Below are 14481 nucleotides of genomic sequence, written 5' to 3' on the forward strand. Positions count from 1 at the left end.
GACCTGGGGGCTAGCCTTCAGGTTTTGGATTTTGGGCGCCGGCCTTTGCGCGCTGCGCCCGCCATTTGTCCAGCCGTTCCTTGATCTTCTTCTCCACTCCTTGTTCGGTCGGTTCGTAGTATCGCCGGTCCGCCCCAAGGTAATCCTGCACGACGAAATGCCCCGGGTGGTCGTGCGCGTACTGGTAGCCCTCGCCATGGCCCAGCCGCTTGGCACCGCGATAGCTGGCATCCCGTAAGTGTTCGGGCACGGCTAGCGTGCGGCCGGACTCGACATCCTTGAGCGCCGCGTCAATGGCCAGGACGGTCGTGTTGCTCTTCACCGCTGTGGCGATGTAGATGGTCGCCTCCGCCAGCGGAATGCGCGCCTCCGGCCAGCCGATGAACTCGGCGGCTTGAAACGCGGCATTAGCCAGCACCAGCGCCATCGGGTCGGCCAGGCCGACGTCTTCGGCGGCGTGGATGACTATCCGCCGCGCAATGAACCGCGGGTCCTCCCCCGCATGGATCATCTTGGCCAGCCAATAGAGCGCGGCGTCAGGATCGCTGCCGCGCATGGACTTGATGAACGCCGAGATGGTGTCGTAGTGGGCGTCCTCGTCATCATACACCACCGCCTTCTTCTGGATGCTCTGCTCGGCGACCGCCAGGTCGAGGCGGATCAGACCGCCGGCATTGGGCGCCGTCGTAAGAGCGGCGATCTCCAGTGCGTTTAGCGCTTTGCGCGCGTCGCCGTCGGAGAGCTTGGCCAAATGGCGCAGTGCGGTTTCGTCGGCCTGGACCTTGAGAAATCCCAGCCCGCGTTCTGCGTCCGCCAGGGCGCGCTGGAGCAGTCCATACAGTTCCTCCTCGGACAACGGCCGCAGCTCAAAGATCTGTGAGCGGGAAACCAGCGGGGAATTGACGAAAAAGAACGGGTTGTGGGTCGTCGCGCCGATCAGCCGCACCACGCCGGCTTCGACATCCGGCAGCAATACGTCCTGTTGCGCCTTGTTGAACCGGTGGATTTCGTCAATGAACAGTATGGTGGACTGGCCCTTGTTTTCAAGCCGGTTGGCGGCCAGCGCGAGCACGCGGCGCATGTCGGCGACGTTGGACTCGACGCCGCTGAGGCGCTCGAACTTGCTGCGGGTCTGACGGGCAATGATCTGCGCCAGAGAGGTCTTGCCGGTGCCCGGAGGGCCGTAAAAGATGAGCGACTGGATGCGGTCAGCCTCGATGGCCCGGCGCAGCAGTTGGTCTTGCCCGAGGATGTGGGTCTGGCCGACAAGTTCGGTTAAGTCGCGGGGCCGCATGCGCGCCGCCAGGGGCTGATGCGTGGAGGTGTGTTCCGCCGCCGGCGGCTCGGGCGAAGTGGAAAACAGGTCTTCCCGCGTCATGCGGCCACGGTAACAGCCCGCGCCGGCTTTGCCCAAAACAAAAAGCGCCTCCAGCCCCGAGCTCAAAAAAGAACCCCGCCATTGCCGTGTGTAACAGTTCCTTTGAACTTGCTAGAAACAGTCGGGACCCGCCGGATTGCTTTCGACTTCCAGTGAAGGCCTGTCGGCCACAACCACGGCTCAAGCCCCTTTATCTATCAACTACGGTTCAAGGACATAGTTTCTAATCACGAGCATAGGCAGGGTAAATTCTACGCTAACCCGCATTCCAAAGAACTCGCGCGGCGCCCGCACTTGCTTGTTCTCCCGCGCGCTCAGCTGGTGATAAAATCGCTTCGCCCGCCGAGTTACGCAAGCACGAAAACCATGTCGCGGCAAGAAGTCCCACTTAGCGCGACTCGAGACGCTCCTGGATTAGCGAAGCGTCCCGCCGGCGTCAACAGCGGCTACCGCGTGCTCAGCTCTGGCCCGTATGTTCCACCGTTACCTGTGGCGCCAGGCGTTCCACATCGTTACGACTGATCTCGCCGGGCATCGCGGTGAGCGCATTGGCCGCGCCGACCGCGGCAGCCCAACGACACGCCTCGCCGAGGTCTTCTCCGCGCAACAACCGCCACACCAGTCCGGCGGTAAAGGCATCGCCGGAGCCGATCGGATTAGTCACCTCAATCGGTGGAGGCTGGATTCGCCAGCAATGCCGCCCGTCGCAGGCCAGCGTCGGTCCTCGACCGGCGGTGACGACCACACGCTGCGCGCCGCGCTCGGTCAGTTCCCGCATGCCGGTGAGGACGGCCGCTTCGTCGGGGAGATCGCGCCCCACCGTTGCCGCCAGTTCCGACCGGTTCGGTTTCACGAGGCCCGGCCCGGCCTTGAGCGCCTCGATGAGTGCCGGGCCCTGGGCATCTATCACGGAAAGAGCCCCGGCATCGCGGGCGGCTTGTGTGCCTTGAAGGAAGAGATTAACCGGGCCGCCAAGGGTGACCGAGCCGGACATCACGACCGCCCGGCACTCCTGCGCCCGGCGCCGGATGACGGTTAGCAGCGCCTCGTAATCTGCCGCGGATACCGGCCAGCCCTCCTCAACCAGTTCGGTGGTCGTGCCGGCGGACTGGTCCAGAAGCGTGATGCACTGGCGCGTGCAGGCGGCCACGGTCACAAAATCCAACTCGATTCCCCGCGCGGCGAGCAGGGTTCGCAACTTGTCACCGCTGTCTCCGCCGAGAACGCCAATCGCGACGGGCCGTTCCCCCAGCGTCTTGAGTACTTTGGCGGCGTTGACCGATTTGCCCCCCGCGCCGTCCAGCGTCGTCACAGTGCGGTTAACGGCATCGAGCGTGAGTTGGCGAAAGATCATCACGCGCTGCAGGGCGGGCGTTGTTCCGATGCAAAGGATCATGGTTGCTCCAGAGTGTTCCAACTTTTTTCAGTGCGCAAGCCGTGTGAGACGCGCATACTGGCCTCGAATTGGGTTCCCAAATGACAAAAGGCGAGCAGCACGACCCGGTGAACGAATACGAGCGCGAGCCGGTGCCACAGAAGGCCTGGCTGGGGCTGAAGAACTACGTCGGCCAGTTTGCCGGCGAACATGTGGCGGGTACGGAATTGATGATCGGCCCGCTGTTTCTGGCCGCGGGCGTCAGCGCGGCCGATTTCATCTTGGGGCTGTTGGTGGGGAACCTGCTGGCGGTGGCGAGCTGGATGTTCTTCACCGCGCCGATTGCCACGCGCGTGCGGCTGACGCTTTACTACCAGCTCGAGTTAATCTGCGGCCGGCGCCTGGTGATGCTCTACAACCTGGCCAACGGTGTGATGTTCACCATCCTGGCGGGAGCGATGATCACAGTCTCAGCCACCGCGCTGGGCGTCTACTTGCGTTTTCCCATGCCGCAGTTGACCGACACCTTGCCTACCGGCGCAGGCTGGGTGCTGGCCGTGCTGGCGACGGGCATGCTCTTCTCGGCCGTCGCCGCCTACGGCTACCGGTTTGTATCTCGCTTTGCCAACATCGCCGCGCCGTGGCTGGTGCTGATGTTTGCCGCCTTCGGCATTGTCGGGCTGCATCAAATGGGGCTGGAATCGGTGGGGGACTTCTGGCGCGTCGCCAGCACGGTGATCTGGACCGGCGGGGCGCCCCAGCCGGGGCAAGTCAAGTTCACCTTCTGGCACGTGATGTTCTTCGCCTGGTTCTGCAACATGGCCTGGCATATTGGCATGGCCGACCTTTCCATCCTGCGGTACGCCCGGAAAAGCTGGTATGGCCTGACTTCGGCTGCGGGAATGTATATCGGGCATTTTATGGCCTGGATCGCGGCCTCAGTGCTTTATGCCGTCCAGCTTCATCAAGACCCCGGCAACACGGCGGTGCTGCCCGGGCCGCTGGCGTATCGGGCCTGCGGCGTAGCCGGGTTGCTGGCCGTGGTTGCCGCCGGGTGGACTACGGCCAATCCCACGCTCTACCGGGCGGGGCTGGCGTTTCAATCGCTCCGGCCAGGATCCTCGCGCTTCAAGGTCACGTTGGCCACGGGCCTGATTGCGAGCGTCACAGCGGTCTTTCCCATCGTCACAATGCGGCTGCTGGATTTCGTCGCACTTTGGGGAATGATCCTGATGCCGATGGGCGCGGTGATCTTCATGGATTTCTGGGTGCTGCCGAAGCTGGGGCTGCGCTCGAACTTCGCCACGCTTGCCCGCATCCCATTTAATTGGGCGGCCGGCCTGGCCTGGTGCCTGACGATTGCCGTCTGCACCGGCCTGGTGTTGACAGGCCGCACGCAGATCTATTTTGTCAGCCTGCCGGGCTGGTTTGTGACCTCCCTGCTTTACGTCGGGCTGAGCAAGTTGCTGCAAAGCCGCTCCGTGCTGACCGCCGCCTGAACTATGAAGCGCATCGCGCAAGTCATCTCATATCTCGCCCTGACGGCGACTTTGCTATCAGCAGTGCTGTTCTTCGCGGACCAGATTGAGTTGCCGCTGGCCAAAGTCTGGATGCTGGCCGCCGCATTGGTCTGGTTCGCCGTCACGCCGTTCTGGATGGAGCATAAAGCCACCGATTAACGGGCGCAAAGGCAATCAGGACTCCAGTCTAACAGGCTCGGTCAGGGAGAGGGGTTATAGCCGCTTCTCGTCGGCGTCAATGAAGTCCACAAAGCCCTGAATGTCATCGCGGTGGGCGAGGCCCGCCTGCTCCTTGCGCAGCTTAAGACGCGCCTGCATTTCCGCGTCGTCCTTCCTGGGGTAGTTCAGCATCCGCTCCCGGTGGGCCGCCTTAACTGACTCCGGCTGCTTCACGTTCTTGCGCACCCAGTCGCACACTTCGCCGTCCGTGACGCTGTTGCGCACCACCTCGATGAACGGCGTGGCCTCGACGCCGGCCGTTTCCAGCCACAGGCCGTCAAAACCCTGGCAGAAGTTGGGCTGGTAATCAGAGTGCAATTTGCCCGCCAGATGGAGGCGGACTTTGTCAACGAACCGTGGCAGGTGCATCCAGCCGCACATGACCTCGCGCGGGCTGCGGGGATAAATAATATCGCTCATGACCCATCATCATTGCTCGGCCAGCGTCTGTCAACCGTGCCCGGCAACGCGGCTCACGGCTGCTTGCGCCAGCGTTGCCAATCGGTCAGCACAAGCTGTTCGGGCAGCCAGCCGGCTTGCGACTCGGTGAGCGGAAAATAAGTTGGCACCTTCTTCTTCACCATACTTTCCAGAATGAAGCTGCCCCAGCTCTGTTCGCCTGCGCGGATCCACTGCGTGAGGAACCGGGCGTCCATGGTCCGCGGCGTCAGGTAAAGGAGTTTGATCGGCTTCTGGTAGTCGTTGATGGCGAAGAAATCCTCGTGCACATTCGGGTCGTTGGTGTCCGGGGTGCACCGGAGCGTGAGCCACACACACTGGCGCTGGCCGTACCAAGCCACCGCCCAGGGGATGTCGCTCATGATCAACTCGCTGTCTTTGAGCCAACCCGAGACGGTCTGGATGGCGGGCGGGTAGTAAGGCGGGTAGGCGACCGGGGTGCCGCGCGGCGGAAGGAACACAAACAGCATTGGCAGGCAGGCGATCAAGCCGAATACGCCCATGACCAGGTAGCGCAATTGGAGGAAGGGCAGCCGCATTTGATCGAGCAGCACAAAGAAGAGGCTGACCCCGTAAACCAACACCAGCGGCCCCAGCAGTACCAGCAAGTTCTCGGAGTTAATCTCAGGTGAATCCTCGGAAAGGTGGGTTCGCCCCAGCGCCTGAGTCACGGCGAGCACCAGCAGGCTCCCGAGCAGGAAGTAGCGCAAACGCGTCAAGGCAGGGCTGTTAAACCCGATCATCAGCCCGGCCAGGAAAAGGGCCGTAATCCAACTCCCGCCCAGCTTGGGCAGCTCGCTGGTGACGATTTCGCGCATGTTGGTGTTCAGCTTGTACCAGAAAGCGTTGACATGGAGCCGGCTGAATTCCGGTTCGAGCGAGCGCGGCAGGCGGTTTTCCGGGTAAGCCATGGTGGTCTCCACCACCGAGTAGGTGGCGGTGCCAAACGGGCAGCCGCTGACGCTGTAATTGCGGGCCACCCACGGCGCCATCACGGCCGCAAACAGGGCAAGTGCGAGCGCGGCCAGCGCGAACCGCCGCGCCCCGCCGAACAGCACCAGGAACACCATCACCGGCGCGATCAGCCAGCCAAACGAGTATCGCGTCAGCCCGCCCACGCCAACGATTACGCCAGCCAACCCGGCCAGAACGAAGACGCCGTAGGCTCCCCACTTGGGCGCGCGCGCTTCCTGTTCCAACAGGACCACGCACCACACTAACCCCAGAAAGATGACCATCAACAGCAGTGTGGACAAACCCGACACACTGAACCGCCAGAGCAGTTCCGTGCCCAACAGCAATGCGGCCGACAGCCAGGCGACGCCCGGGTCAAACAGTCGCCGCGCCAGGAAGAACACCATCGCAATGGCGCCCAGAAGCAGGAACTGGTTGAGCACGGCAATGAAGAAGTCCGGCTTGTAGCGCCAGAACCGGCCATTGTTGCTCCAGAACGGTTTGGTCGTCGAGATCGTGTAATCAAAGCCAACCAGTTTCATCAGCCCCGCGAGCACGAGCGGATAGACCGGCGGGTTGGCCAGATCAGGATGCATTTCCTTCAGCTTGGACAGGTCGGCCACCTGGCCGATCGCCGGCGGCCCCTCCCGCTCCAGGGTGCGCTGCTTGACCAGGTGCATGCTGAATGGTCGGATGAAGAGCGTGGTGTAGCCCTTGCCCTCGGCGATATTGCGGGCCAGTTGCGCCGCGTCCATCGCTTCCTGGGTGGACATGTCTCTGAACGCGCGCCAGTTGTAGCCCGCCATCAGCAGCAAGATCCCCAGCACCACGACTGCCACGCGCACAAAGCGCATGCCGCCGCCCACTTCCAGCTTGTGCAAAAGATCCTGTAATAATGGCATAGTCACATTCCCTCCAGATGATGCAGATGCAGTTTCCGGTGAAAGTTGCGCCGGCTCATGCCCAGCCGCCGGGCGGCCTGGGTGCGGCTGCCGCCTGTCGCCTGCAAGGCCCCGATGATCAGCTCCCGCTCGACTTCCTTCGCCGTCAAATCATTGCGCGCCAGCAGCCGCTTCACGTCCTTGTCGTCCGGCGCCCCGGCCGCCGCCTCGCGCATCGCATGCGGCAGGTCCCGCACGGTGACCTTCTCGCCGCGGCACAACACCACGGCGTGCTCGATGGCCGTGCGCAGCTCGCGCACGTTGCCCGGCCATTGATACCGCACCAACAGGTCGAACGCATCGGCGGTGAAGCCCTTCACCGGCTTGTTGTTTTCCTTGCTGAATTCGGTCAGAAACGTCCGCGCCAGCAGCGGGATGTCCTCCAGCCGCTCGCGCAATGGCGGCATCCGGATTTCCACCACCCGCAGGCGGAAGAACAAGTCCTCGCGAAACGAGCCCGCCTTGACCTGCTCCTGGAGGTCCTTGTTCGTGGCGGCTACCAGCCGCACGTCGGCGCTCAGCGTCTTGTTCGAGCCCACCCGCTCGAACGTCCGTTCCCCCAGGAAGCGCAGCAGCTTGACTTGGAGCGCGGCGTCAATCTCGCCAATCTCGTCCAGGAACAACGTCCCCCCCTGCGCCTGCTCGAAGCGGCCGATACGCCGCTCGTAGGCGCCCGTGAACGCCCCTTTCTCGTGGCCGAACAACTCGCTCTCCAACAGCGTCGGCGCCAGCGCCGCGCAATGCACCGTCACCATCGGCTGTTGCGCGCGCGGGCTGAGCTGGTGAATCACCTTCGCCGCCATCTCCTTGCCCGTCCCGCTCTCCCCCAGCAACAGCACCGTCGCCCGCGTCGGCGCCACTTGCTGCACGACTTCGAGGACCTCCTTCATGGCTCGCGATTCGCCCACCAGCTCTTGCAGGCCGAACTTCGCGTCGAGCTGCTGATGGAGCGCCACATTCTCCGCCTCCAGCCGTTGCCGCCGCAGGGCGTTGGCGATCCGCAGTTCCAGCTCGTCAATCTGCAGCCGGCCTTTGGCGATATAGTCATCCGCCCCGTGCTTCATCGCCTCGACGGCCAACTCCTCCGACCCATAAGCCGTCATCAGGATGCAGATGGGCGGTTTACCCAGCGATTTGGCCCGCGTGATCAGCTTCATCCCGTCCTCGGTCGGCAGCCGGAAGTCCGTCAACAAGACGTCGAACGAGTCCTTCTCCAGCAGCTCCATCGCCACCTTGGCATCTTCGGCCAGGTAGACGTCGTAACGATCATCGAGCGCGGCGCGTAATCCCTCGCGCGTCGTCTTCTCGTCGTCCACAATGAGCAATGTTGGAGTCATGTCCCAGTTGGCGGCCACTCGGCAGAGCCAGCGCGCAGCATAGCCCAACGCCCGCCCCCGAAACAATCCGCAAAATGCATCCTGCCACGAACCCACGAACCTGTCCTCCGCTCGCACCGCTATTCTCCGAAAGATACTCCTTGGCGATTACCGGCGTAGGCGGTAGAAATCCGTTTGGAAGCTCACTCACAGCTTATATGTAAACACAACCAACCGACAACCATTTGCGTAGCTCTGGCTACGGTCTCATCGAAGACCGCGAGATTCTCCCCCGGAACGTGCCAAGCAAGCGCCCCCATCGGGCGCGGCTTGGCGTACTTCCGGGGAAGGCGCTTCGCGGTGCCTCAGTCGGGGTGCGTTAGGTTCGCGCCCCTTCAGTTCCGTGGCGAAGGGGCCGCTCAGAGGCACCACCTTATGAAGACGCCGAAAGCCCAGTCGGTTATCCGCAGCATCGCCGTGTTGGCAGCATTGATCCTGGCATCCAGCCCCGCTTGGCCCTGGCCGCCTGACATCACCCCCGAACAGGCCGCCGCCCTCCAACCCCTCGATCCGACCGCCGTGCCCCGGTTCGGCACCTTCTGGCTCCTGTTTGGCCCCAACCCCGGCAAACCTTACCCGCCGCTGCCCTGCCCGCCGGGCAGCATGACCAACGTCCTGATCTATGCCCTCGATGACCGCCACTTCCTCGTGGACGACAGCGCCGTTGATTACGCCGCCCTCCAACAGCAGCGTGAAATAGACAAGGCGCTCCGCGATCTCGAGGATCAGTTGGGGCTGGCCGAGCCCATGGGCACAGAGGAAGGCGGCGGGCCACTCGAATCGCTGGGTTACCCGTCCAACTCGCTCTGGCTCTCCATCTCCCAGATCACCAACGGCCTTGCGCCCCTGACCATTCACGGCACCACCCCGGACGTGACCTATGAGATTCTCTCCAGGCAAACACTCACCAATGTGGAATGGTTCTCCGAAGGGTTCGTCCCTGGCTCCGCTGACCAGGACTGGACCCCAACGGCGGTGGAGGTAGGGGCTCGCACAAACAGCCTCTTTCTGTCGTGCCGCTCTTGGGAGGACAGCAACGGCAGCGGCATCCCCGACTGGTGGCTGCTCCAATACTTCGGCACCACCGACATTGACCCCTACACCCTCTGCCCCTCGGGCGACGGCTGGACCGTCCTCCAGGCCTGCCAAAACGGCTGGAATCCTCTCCAGTGGCACACGCCGCCGCCGCCCAGGAACGTGGTCGCCCGGGTTGATTCCACGGGCACCAACGTCACTCTCACTTGGGAATCGGGTGGTGGTCCAGTTACCAACTATGTGATCGAAGCCGGGTACTGGGGGTACGGCGACTCGTGGTGGTATCCCGTGGGCGAAGTCGGTCCATCTACGTTTACTGCCAGCCTTACCCCAGACTACCCGTTGACGGGCACATACTATCTCCAACCAGCCTACCAGGTTCGTGCGTGCTTCTCAGACGGAGCGAGCGCCGTCAGTGCCAGCACCCCGGTATTTCCTCCCGAGATTACGACGACTGCCTTCGTGGTTCGTGGTGCCGGCGGCCATCTCGACCTGGCGGTGTCCGCACTTCCGGACTCGGTAACCAGTCTCCGGCTATTCGCTGACGACCCTTGGGGCGGATGGCCGGGGATCGACCTCCCGGCATCAAACATTCTAAACGGTGTAATGACTCTACCCGATGCAGCCGTTGCGCCGCTCGCGCAGTCTGGTCTGTGCTTGCAGGCATTCACGGATTCCGGGGCTTTTGGCAATGCCGTGTACGTCGGACCTGTCGCTGCTCCGGAAGGGCAGGACCCCACCGTGTTCCGATTCACAGATGCTTCCTCCCACCTTAAAGAGAACCTCAAGTTCCTGCTCTGCTCGGCCACGGTGCATCAGCCCTTCAGCTGCGGCCCCGGCGACGCCTATTGGGGTGGCTATTTCGAGAGCGTCTGGAAACCCGAAACCTACTTCGCCCGGCCTTCCAGCCCCGCCAGTTACGAATACTATGGCTTCCACACGTTCAGTTCCACCCTCAACTACTCAGTGATGCAGGAACTCCGCCCGGCTCAGAAAAACCATCTTTGGCGCAACCTCGCTTACGACCCGGGAGATTTTAACGCGGCCGGCCAATGGACCAACGGAGTTGGCTACGAGTGGCAGTTGCCCGGCTTCCGCTGGCTTTACGATCCCAATTACCAGCTCACTTGCACCAATTGCGACCCGCTGCCCCTGGCTCTCTCCGTGACCAACTATCCCTTCCTTTACGCTCGCTGGGTTCCCAACCTTTCAGCCCAGCAGTTTTCCAATGACCTTGCCGAGATCGGCGTCGGCGTCGGGGACACCAACATCTATCTCCTGCGCGGGGTCGTTAACGCCTACGGCCTGCCGCTGGAGGCGGTGCTGTTGAACCTCGATTCGCCGCTGCGGCGCCATACGCTGACGGCGGGTGGCCCCACCGGCCCGCGGTACCACGGGGCGGATTATTTCTGTGCGGTCGAGGCGCCTATCCTGCAAACCGTGGACTACTACTTCGCCAGCCAGACCCCTTACTTCTACTACGGCACCCCACGCCCGCCACTGCCCGGCTCACCCGACTTCAACGTCACCAACACCTCGCCCCTCCTCATGACGGGTTTCGGCCAGTCCATCACCGTCTGCGGTTGGGCCAAGCAGGCCATCACCAACGGCTACAGCGGCACCTACGCCTATCTCGAACAGTACTTCGACCAAGCCTGCACCGTAGACACCAGCGGTGTGGCCACCACCAACAGCGCCGGCCTGCTCTCCCCCTATGGCGAGTTCTTCCGCATGCAGCCCGGCCCTGCCGCCCTGGTCACCATGCCCGACATTGACACCGGCCAGCAAGGCACTGGCATCGTCCACGTCATCAAACTACAGTTGGATGTGAACCACGACGGCACCATGGACCTCAGCTTCGCCGGGCCGGACAACACCTCCCAGGCCCGGCCCTTTGTTTTCTGGGTCAATAATGACCATGACGGCACTGGCGTTGGGGCGGACGCCGAGACCAATCGCATCAACTTCCCCGATTGCACCTACGGGACAATCCACTCCGAACGCAATTTGGAGGACTTCGCTCGGCTGTGGGTCTGCGGCGTGCCGCCGCTGTCGATATTCCAGACGAATTATGCCGTCACGCTGAGCCTGCAGAGCACCCGGGGCACCCCTGCCATCAGGCTCTACTGGAGTTGCGAAACCGACGGAGGTATCCGCTACTTGACGAATGCGAACGTCGCTGCGCAGCAGGTTGCGGCTTCTTTATCACCCCACTACGGGGCCGCGATCGCCACGGTGTCCAACAATGCAGAGTTCACATTCCCTGAGGGCGCCTTTGTTTTTGGTGGCACCCAGCACCTCCTGTTCGAGACAGCAGGGGTTGGCAGCGGTGCGTTAATGCTGACCATTTCCCAAGGAACCAATATCCTCTGCCAAACCTCGGCTTGGCTGGACCTGCACGACATCAAAGATCTCTATGAGCAGGCGCTCGTCACCAACGTTGTCCAGGAGTGGCCCGCCATGGTCGAGCAGGACACCAACAGCGGCTTCCGGGTGCATTCTTATGCAACCGCAAACACCGGTGAGGCCAGCCAACTCGCCGTCTTCCTTCATGGCTGGCGTGTGCCCGAGCCCGAGTACTTTGTCTTCGCTGAGACCATGTTCAAGCGCCTTTACTGGCAGGGCTTTCAGGGACGCTTTGCCAGCTTGCGCTGGCCTACCCGCTCAGCGGACACAGACCCGTTCTTCGGTCTGGACTATGCCACCTACAATCGTAGCGAGCATATCGCCTTCAAATCGGGCACGGGCACGGCGGCCTACCTCAGCGACCTGCGCCTCCGCTTCCCCGACGACACCATCAGCGTGTGCGCTCACAGCATGGGAAATATCGTCATGATGCAGGCCCTTCGGGAGCTCACCTCCGCCAGCCAGGCCCCAATTGACAATTACGTCCTTATGCAGGCTGCGGTCCCCGCGCAGTGCTATGACTCCGCCGTTACAAATCTCCCCGCGTTCGAGAGTCTGGAGCAGACGGTTCCCACCCCCAACACCTACAGCAACTATGCCGACGGCATCAGTGCTGCGCTCCGCGGCGGTGGCCAACTGCTCAACTTCTTTAACCCAGGGGACTTCGCACTAACCATTGCCTGGGAGTGGAACCAGAAGCTCTATCTTCCGGTCACGAACGGGCCCGTGACGATGAAACCCAACACCCTGCTCGGCTATTATACCGATGCCATCAACCACGAGGTGAGAACGAACTGGTGGAACCAGAGTCTCCTCTCCCCTGCATGGGGGGGATACTACAATGGCCCGACCCGTTCGGTCACAAACGCCCACGAAATAATGCCCTTCGTTGCTCGGCCCCGGACCAAAGCTGTAGGAGCTCAAGCAGCGGTCCAAGGGCAAATTGAGGGCGCCGAAGTCAACCTCCAGAGCAGATTCGGTTTCGGAGGCGGGAGCAGTGATCACAGCGCTCAGTGGAACCGAAGCATCCAAGACCCTGCAGTCGCCCCATTCTACTCCCAGTTAAGGACAAGCCTCTTCCCTATCCCATGAGACCAAAGGTATTGCTTACGATTCTCGTTCTGTTCTGCCTTGCACTTGCTCTACTCTGGGTGATTCGGCCTGGACCGCAGGCCCTCCCGCCCAACAACGCAGCCGCCAGCGGGGAACGCCCAGCGTCCACTGCGACCGTCCAAGATACACTGGCGACCGCGGCGACACCTGATCGATTTCCGGCCAGCCACCCTGCGCCGGAGGCTCCGTCATCAGCTGGCGGAGGGATATCAGAAGGCTTTCAACACTGGCTGCAGAGCGTTCAGCCGCCAATCGAATTCTACGGGATGGTCCTTGACGAGAGCGGCCAGCCGGTCCAAGGAGCCACAGTTGATTTCCTTTGGACTCACGTACATCCCGAGGCTGATTTCAAGACGAACACCTTCAGCGATGCCCGAGGCCTCTTCTCCTTGGTCGGCGTCAACGGTGCCGGACTGGATGTGTATGTTCGCAAGCCGGGCTACTACGCGGTCAGGAGCCTCGATCGCAACAACTTCAACTACCTTAAACTTGCCGGCGACCAGCCTTTCGCCCCCGACCCGAGCAACCCCGTGGTTTTCCATCTCCGGAAGAAAGGGCCGGGAACTGCCTTGATTACCTCTCAGAACGGGATGTTGCCCGAGCTTGAGGTCACCGTGCCTCGCAACGGTGTACCGGTCTTGGTAAACCTGCTATCCCGGAAAACGGGTTCCGAGGGCCAGCTGCAAATTACCCAGACGAAACCCCAATACCTAGAGGCAAAGAATGCAACTGCGTGGAGCTTTCAACTCCAGATACCCAGTGGTGGCCTCGTCGAACAGAACGATGAATTCCCGTTTGACGCCCCCGAGACCGGCTATCAACCTGTGGTCGCATTCCAGTTCAACAAGGGCCAGACGAACTGGGCAAGGACGTTGAAGAAGAGCTACTACATCGCCTTTGGCCAGCCCCCGCAGTACGGCTGGCTGACCGTGGAGACTGCCATTGGGTGGGGCGGAGCCCGCCTGCGGTACGCCATCAATCCAGACGGCTCCCGCTATCTGGAGCCCAAGAACTGAGGGAAAAGACTACCTGGCGATCCAACCTCCGCGTTGGCGCCCCCCCCGACTTCCTAATCGCCGTCATCCCACTCTTGCCTTCGTCCGCCACGGTGGCGCAGCCGCCTGCCCCCGGATCCCCCAAACACAACTCTTGCTCGACCACCGCAAAGAAGCTTTAATTGGGGAGACAACTGAAAGGAATCACCGAATAGAGAACTGAACCAAACCAACTGAATCTTGCGTAGCTTCGGCTGCGGTCGCTCTTGAATCTGGAGAATTCTGTCGCAGAACCGCGCCGAGTTCACGCCCCATCGGGCGTGGCTTGGGGTTCATTCGTGGCGGGCTTTCCAGAGCCTCAAGTGAGTGGGCGTTGAGTTCACGCCCCTTTCCTTTCCGCACCGGCTCGCGGCTTCTTCCACAACCAAACCAAAAAGCCATGACCAACACTCAGGCACCTCGAGATTGTGCGGACGCCCTCGCCGAGGTCCGCCTCCTCCAGCAGCGCACCGCCACCGCCACCCGAACCCCCGGCGGCCCTCGCCCCCGCCCTCCAACCGCCAGCCCCCAGCCTGCGTCGCTCTCCCCCAGCCTAAGCCCACGCCCCGCTTTGCCATTTGCCATCTGCCATTCCCCGCCACGACCGCCCTTTGGTTCAGCCCTTCCCAACCCCGTGCTGGCCCTCACCCCGCCCGCCACCCGCACCGTCA

9 protein-coding genes and 1 other RNA gene are annotated in these 14481 nt (G+C 62.3%); 4 read left to right on the plus strand and 6 right to left on the minus strand.

The features are described 5' to 3' along the window. Positions 1 to 10: 10 nt before the first annotated feature. The 3 genes from P5205_01025 to P5205_01035 all read right to left on the minus strand — a co-directional run bounded on the left by P5205_01025 (position 11) and on the right by P5205_01035 (position 2774). Positions 11 to 1378 carry a replication-associated recombination protein A gene (locus tag P5205_01025; protein HSA08933.1) on the minus strand — a complete coding sequence of 456 codons (1368 nt, stop codon included), beginning with the start codon at positions 1376 to 1378 and terminating at the stop codon, positions 11 to 13. A gap of 68 nt (positions 1379 to 1446) precedes the next feature. Next, positions 1447 to 1627, minus strand: a non-coding RNA gene (gene ssrS / locus P5205_01030) — 6S RNA. A 208-nt stretch (positions 1628 to 1835) separates the two neighbouring features. Next, the gene (locus P5205_01035; protein HSA08934.1) at positions 1836 to 2774 is read right to left on the minus strand and encodes a 1-phosphofructokinase family hexose kinase; all 939 of its coding nucleotides are present in this window, start codon (positions 2772 to 2774) and stop codon (positions 1836 to 1838) included. An 80-nt stretch (positions 2775 to 2854) separates the two neighbouring features. On the opposite strand from P5205_01035, the gene P5205_01040 reads away from it, so the two are divergent. Together P5205_01040 and P5205_01045 are read left to right on the plus strand one after the other, a co-directional pair. Next, positions 2855 to 4252: a hypothetical protein gene (locus tag P5205_01040; protein ID HSA08935.1), complete on the plus strand. Its 1398-nt coding sequence runs from the start codon at positions 2855 to 2857 to the stop codon at positions 4250 to 4252. A gap of 3 nt (positions 4253 to 4255) precedes the next feature. After that, positions 4256 to 4432 carry a hypothetical protein gene (locus tag P5205_01045; protein HSA08936.1) on the plus strand — a complete coding sequence of 59 codons (177 nt, stop codon included), beginning with the start codon at positions 4256 to 4258 and terminating at the stop codon, positions 4430 to 4432. A gap of 54 nt (positions 4433 to 4486) precedes the next feature. Here the strand turns inward: P5205_01045 and P5205_01050 are convergent, their stop codons facing one another. Genes P5205_01050 through P5205_01060 form a run of 3 tightly spaced genes read right to left on the minus strand, consistent with a single transcriptional unit; the run spans position 4487 to position 8183 of the window. Next, positions 4487 to 4912, minus strand: coding sequence for a DUF5069 domain-containing protein (locus tag P5205_01050; protein HSA08937.1), 426 nt, complete (start codon positions 4910 to 4912; stop codon positions 4487 to 4489). A gap of 53 nt (positions 4913 to 4965) precedes the next feature. Next, positions 4966 to 6807, minus strand: a complete 1842-nt coding sequence (locus tag P5205_01055) for a glycosyltransferase family 39 protein (GenBank protein HSA08938.1) — start codon at positions 6805 to 6807, stop codon at positions 4966 to 4968. Between the two features lie 2 nt (positions 6808 to 6809). Further along, positions 6810 to 8183, minus strand: a complete 1374-nt coding sequence (locus P5205_01060) for a sigma-54 dependent transcriptional regulator (GenBank protein HSA08939.1) — start codon at positions 8181 to 8183, stop codon at positions 6810 to 6812. A 414-nt stretch (positions 8184 to 8597) separates the two neighbouring features. Between P5205_01060 and P5205_01065 the strand changes: the two genes are divergently transcribed. Together P5205_01065 and P5205_01070 are read left to right on the plus strand one after the other, a co-directional pair. Continuing rightward, positions 8598 to 12755, plus strand: coding sequence for an alpha/beta hydrolase (locus P5205_01065; GenBank protein HSA08940.1), 4158 nt, complete (start codon positions 8598 to 8600; stop codon positions 12753 to 12755). Positions 12756 to 13042: 287 nt separating this feature from the next. Next, on the plus strand, positions 13043 to 13792 hold the full coding sequence (locus P5205_01070; protein HSA08941.1) for a carboxypeptidase-like regulatory domain-containing protein: 750 nt from the start codon (positions 13043 to 13045) through the stop codon (positions 13790 to 13792). Positions 13793 to 14481: the final 689 nt, after the last annotated feature.

Source organism: Candidatus Paceibacterota bacterium (genome assembly GCA_035452965.1).
GTDB lineage: Bacteria > Verrucomicrobiota > Verrucomicrobiia > Limisphaerales > UBA8199 > UBA8199.

What these genes read in the sequence shown, in the direction of transcription:
- P5205_01055 (HSA08938.1), bottom strand. Translation starts at nt 6,807, where the DNA reads ATGCCATTATTACAGGATCTTTTGCACAAGCTGGAAGTGGGCGGCGGC.
- P5205_01035 (HSA08934.1), bottom strand. Translation starts at nt 2,774, where the DNA reads ATGATCCTTTGCATCGGAACAACGCCCGCCCTGCAGCGCGTGATGATC.
- P5205_01060 (HSA08939.1), bottom strand. Translation starts at nt 8,183, where the DNA reads ATGACTCCAACATTGCTCATTGTGGACGACGAGAAGACGACGCGCGAG.
- P5205_01045 (HSA08936.1), top strand. Translation starts at nt 4,256, where the DNA reads ATGAAGCGCATCGCGCAAGTCATCTCATATCTCGCCCTGACGGCGACT.
- P5205_01050 (HSA08937.1), bottom strand. Translation starts at nt 4,912, where the DNA reads ATGAGCGATATTATTTATCCCCGCAGCCCGCGCGAGGTCATGTGCGGC.
- P5205_01070 (HSA08941.1), top strand. Translation starts at nt 13,043, where the DNA reads ATGGTCCTTGACGAGAGCGGCCAGCCGGTCCAAGGAGCCACAGTTGAT.
- P5205_01065 (HSA08940.1), top strand. Translation starts at nt 8,598, where the DNA reads ATGAAGACGCCGAAAGCCCAGTCGGTTATCCGCAGCATCGCCGTGTTG.
- P5205_01025 (HSA08933.1), bottom strand. Translation starts at nt 1,378, where the DNA reads ATGACGCGGGAAGACCTGTTTTCCACTTCGCCCGAGCCGCCGGCGGCG.
- P5205_01040 (HSA08935.1), top strand. Translation starts at nt 2,855, where the DNA reads ATGACAAAAGGCGAGCAGCACGACCCGGTGAACGAATACGAGCGCGAG.